General features: G+C 73.9%; 4 protein-coding genes. 1 reads left to right on the forward strand and 3 read right to left on the reverse strand.

The features are described 5' to 3' along the window. Positions 1-72 precede the first annotated feature (72 nt). Positions 73-693 (reverse strand): DedA family protein, encoded by a 621-nt coding sequence (locus ACFWZ5_RS45050; RefSeq protein ID WP_384806932.1) that lies wholly within the window; start codon positions 691-693, stop codon positions 73-75. 271 nt (positions 694-964) lie between these two features. On the opposite strand from ACFWZ5_RS45050, the gene ACFWZ5_RS45055 reads away from it, so the two are divergent. Further along, positions 965-1,504, forward strand: coding sequence for a superoxide dismutase family protein (locus tag ACFWZ5_RS45055; protein ID WP_384806930.1), 540 nt, complete (start codon positions 965-967; stop codon positions 1,502-1,504). A gap of 88 nt (positions 1,505-1,592) precedes the next feature. Here the strand turns inward: ACFWZ5_RS45055 and ACFWZ5_RS45060 are convergent, their stop codons facing one another. After that, complete coding sequence (locus ACFWZ5_RS45060; protein WP_384892972.1) at positions 1,593-2,060, reverse strand: DoxX family protein; 468 nt, start codon at positions 2,058-2,060, stop codon at positions 1,593-1,595. Between the two features lie 70 nt (positions 2,061-2,130). Beyond that, positions 2,131-4,140: an FAD/NAD(P)-binding protein gene (locus ACFWZ5_RS45065; RefSeq protein ID WP_384806752.1), complete on the reverse strand. Its 2,010-nt coding sequence runs from the start codon at positions 4,138-4,140 to the stop codon at positions 2,131-2,133. Positions 4,141-4,256: the final 116 nt, after the last annotated feature.

Raw genomic sequence — 4,256 nt, forward strand, 5'->3', positions numbered from 1 at the left:
GGTCTGGGGCGACAGCCCCAGAAAGGGCGGGTGGGTGGGGAAAAGGGGGTCTGGGGGCGGAGCCCCCAGGGGTCAGGGGGACGTTGGCTCTGTGGGGCGGCGGACCAAGTACGCCGCTGCGGCGCCCGCCGCGAACAGGGCGAGCACCGAGACGCCGGCGGCCAGCCACGTCGCCCCGAGCCACTGCCCCCCGAAGTACCCGAGCCCCACGCTGTACGCGGCCCAGGCCACACCGGCAACCGCGGACCAGGGAAGGAAGTCCCGCACCCGCCGGTGCGCGGCCCCCGCGCCGAGGGAGACGATGGACCGCCCCGCAGGCGCGAAGCGGGCGATGACGACGAGCGCACCGCCCCCGCGCGAGAGAGCCGCACCGAGACGTTCCTGCGCGTTCGTGAGGCGCCGCGAACGGGCGATGGCCCGGTCGAGCCGCTCGCCGCCGCGCCAGGCCACGCGGAAGGCGACGAGGTCACCGAGCACGGAGGCCGTCGCGGCGCAGAGCATCAGGAGCAGGATGTCCGGCACGTCGTGCGGCACTCGCCCGGTCCCGGTGCCCGCCGCCGCGGCGGCCGTGGCCGCCGTGATGACGAGCACCCCGCTCGGCAGCAGCGGCAGGAAGACGTCGAACAGGACGGAGAGTGCCACGACCGCGTAGATCCATGGGCTGCCGGTCAGCGCCCCCACACTCTCCAACACCGAAACTCCCCGTGACTCCCCGGTCGGCAACACATCGCCGCGATGTGGCGGGGACGGCGGTTGGCGGCCTGATGACAGCTGTACAGCGTACGCCGCACGGTCGCCCGTAGATCCACGGGGGGCTCAGATGTTCGCTACGTCACGTTCACGTGGGGGTCGCTTCGTTCATCCGGCGGGCTCGCGCGCCGCGGCGTACGGTGGTGACGGCCCGTACGAACGGTGACAGAGCGCCCCAAAGGGGTGCTGACCTGGTGATACGAGGAGCTTGGCCATGGTGCCACTAGCACTGACCTCGGCCGTGGCGGCGGCTGTGCTCGCCGCGGGCGGAACCAGTGGCGGAACGGACTGCGTGGAGGTCCGCGCGGAGGGCCGGTTCGCGCCGCCGACGGCCTTCGTGCCGTCGTCCGCGATCACGTACGACCAGAAGCTCGTGCCCGCCGCGTCCTGGATCGAGGTGACGCAGCGCAGCGACCCGGCCGGCACGCGCGTGAGCCTGCGCGTGAAGGGCCTGGAGCCCGGCCACGCGTACGGCGTGCACGTGCACCAGAAGCCCTGCGGCGCGGACCCGGCCGCGGCCGGCGGCCACTACCAGAACAAGCCGTCCACCGACCCGGGCGACGTCGATCCGGCCAACGAAGTGTGGCTGGACTTCACCGCGCGGGCGGACGGTTCCGGCAAGGCGTCCGCGCACCACGACTGGGGCTTCCGGCGCGGTGAGGCGGCGTCCGTCGTGCTGCACCGCGAACAGGGCGGCGCCGGGGACCGGCTCGCGTGCTTCAGCGTGCCGTTCGCCCCGCCACCGGGAGCGTAGGCGCCGCACGGACGCACAGGACGGCGCCCCCTCCCCGTACCGATGAACGGGTACGGGGAGAGGGCGCCGGTGTGCGTGCGGGTGGGGCTCAGGCCGCGATGGGGGCGCGGCCGTTGTCGTCGGCGTCCGCCGCCTTCTGGCCGCGCTCGCCGCGCGCCGCCGCGATGAGGCGGTCGACGCTGAACGCGCCGGCGCCGGTGAAGACCAGGAGCAGCATGGCCCAGCAGAACATGGCCGAGGCCTCGCCGCCGTTCTGTATCGGCCACAGCTCCTCCGGCTGGTGGACCTTGAAGTAGGCGTAGGCCATCGAGCCGGACGAGACGAACGCCGCGGCGCGGGTGCCGAGGCCGAGCAGGACGAGGACGCCGCCGACGAGCTGGATGGCGGCCGCGTACCAGCCCGGCCAGGTGCCCGCGTCGACGGTGGCACCGTTGCCGTCCGTGCCGCCGAACGCTCCGAAGAGCGAGGAAGCGCCGTGGCAGAAGAAGAGCAGGCCGACGACGATGCGGAAGAGGCCGAGGACGTAGGGCTGGGCGCTGTTCAGACGCTCAGTCATGGTGGGGGACTCCTTCGGTCTTGTTCGGTTTGGGGACGTGAACCGATCGAGACGCCAAGATTAGGTGCGCCTAACTAGTACTTGCAACTTCAACATCTGAGTGTTTCGTGAGAATCCCCTGTATCCGGCCGTCCCGTCCACCCCGGGGTGCACGGGGTTCGGCTGGATCCGCCGTTGCCTCCGCTGTTTCCTCCGTGCTCGCTATCGTGGCGCTGGTCTGGACCAAGTGGGGAGCCTCTTTCAGGCCGCGCAACGCCGCCCGCGCCACCGCGTCCGCGTCCGAAAGCGTCACCGAGTCCACCCCCGGCCGCGCCCCCGCCGCCGTCACCCAGTGCACCCCCTCCGTCGGCACCCCGAACGCGAACCGCCGCGGATGCGGGCGCCCGGCGCGGTCGACCACGCGGTAGGGCCGTGGCGTCACGTCGAGGCCGCCCGTCTCATGGCCGTCGACGGTGTGGGCGCGGCACCGGCCCCGCCGCAGCAGCCGTGCGAGCAACTCGTCGCCGGTGCGCCGCACGTCCGGCTCGGGCAGCCGCGCCTCGACGAGCGTCGTCACCCGCACCGCGGAGCCCGGTATGTCCGGCGAGTACGCCTGGAACGCCCCGGCCGCCGCCCGCACCTGGAGGCGCGGGCCGAGCACCTCCACCACGCCCGCCTCGATGAGCGCCGTCAGCTCCTCTATGCGCCGCCGCGGCGGGCCGATCGACAGGAAGGCGTTGAGCGGCGTGTACCAGCCGTCGAGGTGGTCGCGGCGCGACGCGCCCGCGATGCCGCCGTGGTCGACGACGAGACGCAGCTCGTTGCGCAGGTCGCGCAGCACGTCGAGCGCCGCCTTCAGCGGGCCCGCGACATTCCCGAGCGCGGCCTGCGCGGCGTCCGCCCGCAGCCGGCCGAGCAGCCAGGCGCGGAAGTCCCGCGGCGAGCGGAAGGCGCGCCCCGCGCAGGGCCGCGCGAGCCGCTCCCAGGACCACCGGTCGGCGTCGGCGACCCCGAACCCGTCCAGGAGTAAGGACTCTTGGGGCGAACCGTGGGGAACGTCGAGAAAGTGACGGCGAAAGGGCCGGGCCCGCTCCGGTCTGCCGCGGGCGCTCAGCAGCGCCGCGTAGTAGACCGTCTCCACCTCCTTCGCCACCAACGGCCAGACCTCGGCCAGGAAGTCGGGCGCGTCCCCGCTGTCCGCGCGCTTGCGGAAGCGGGCGATCACGTCGGAGGTGAGCACGGCGGGCTCGTGCCGCCCGTACGGGCCCTTCGCGTTGTCGCCGCGCGCCTGGTACGGCACCCCGCGGCGCGAACCGGCGTACAGCCGCGGCTCGTTGCCCGACGCCGCGTAGCGCAGGCGGCCGTGCCCGTCGCGTACGAAGCGGCCGCCGCGGCCCTCGGTGAGCAGGGCCACGTGGTCGAAGAAGTTCAGGCCGAGCCCGCGAAGGAGGACCGGCTCGCGGGGTGCGACGGGCGTGAGGTCCACGTCGGCCGGGTTGGCGGGCGGGATGTGGCGCAGGCCGTGCCGTGCGGCGTGCTCCGCGAGGCGTCCCGCGGGCCGCTCGGGCGCGGCGGGCAGATGGCCCTGGGCGAGGACGACGGCCGAAAGGCCCGTCAGGGTGCGGGAGTTGTCGAGTACGAGGGTCTGGCGGCCGTCGGCGGTGTCCCTGAGGTCGACCGCCCGGGCCGCGTGCGTCTCGACGCGTACGGTGTCCGGCGCGGTGTGCACCGTCTTTGCGAAGACCCACTCCAGATAGCGGCCGTAGTCGGCGCGCGTCGGGTAGTCGTCGGGGCCGAGCCCGGGCAGGTGGCCGCGGGCCGCCCACTCGTACAGGCTCGGCCCCGGCCGCACCGGGCCCGCGCAGTCCACGCTCGCGTCGGTGAACAGGGTCACCTGGGAGGCCACCGTGTTCATCAGGAGCTCGGGCGCCTGGTCCGTGCGCCACACCTGGCCGGGGCCCGGCGGGGCGGGGTCGACGACGTGCACCGTCAAGGGCGTTGCCGGTGTGAGGAGTTCGGGGGCCGAGGCGCAGAGGCGCTCCAGGACGCTGGTGCCGCGGGGGCCCGCCCCCACGATGGCCAGGGCGACGGTGGGCAACAAACGGGGCTCCCTTGACGGAGGGGGTGGGGGAAGCGGACGGTGCGCTTCATCATGCCGTCGCGGGGCGCCCCAGTCCCGCCCCTTTCCCGAAACCAGGGGCTGCCGCCCCTGGACCC

This window comes from Streptomyces sp. NPDC059003 (assembly GCF_042740445.1).
GTDB lineage: Bacteria > Actinomycetota > Actinomycetes > Streptomycetales > Streptomycetaceae > Streptomyces.

What these genes read in the sequence shown, in the direction of transcription:
- ACFWZ5_RS45055 (WP_384806930.1), top strand. Translation starts at nt 965, where the DNA reads ATGGTGCCACTAGCACTGACCTCGGCCGTGGCGGCGGCTGTGCTCGCC.
- ACFWZ5_RS45060 (WP_384892972.1), bottom strand. Translation starts at nt 2,060, where the DNA reads ATGACTGAGCGTCTGAACAGCGCCCAGCCCTACGTCCTCGGCCTCTTC.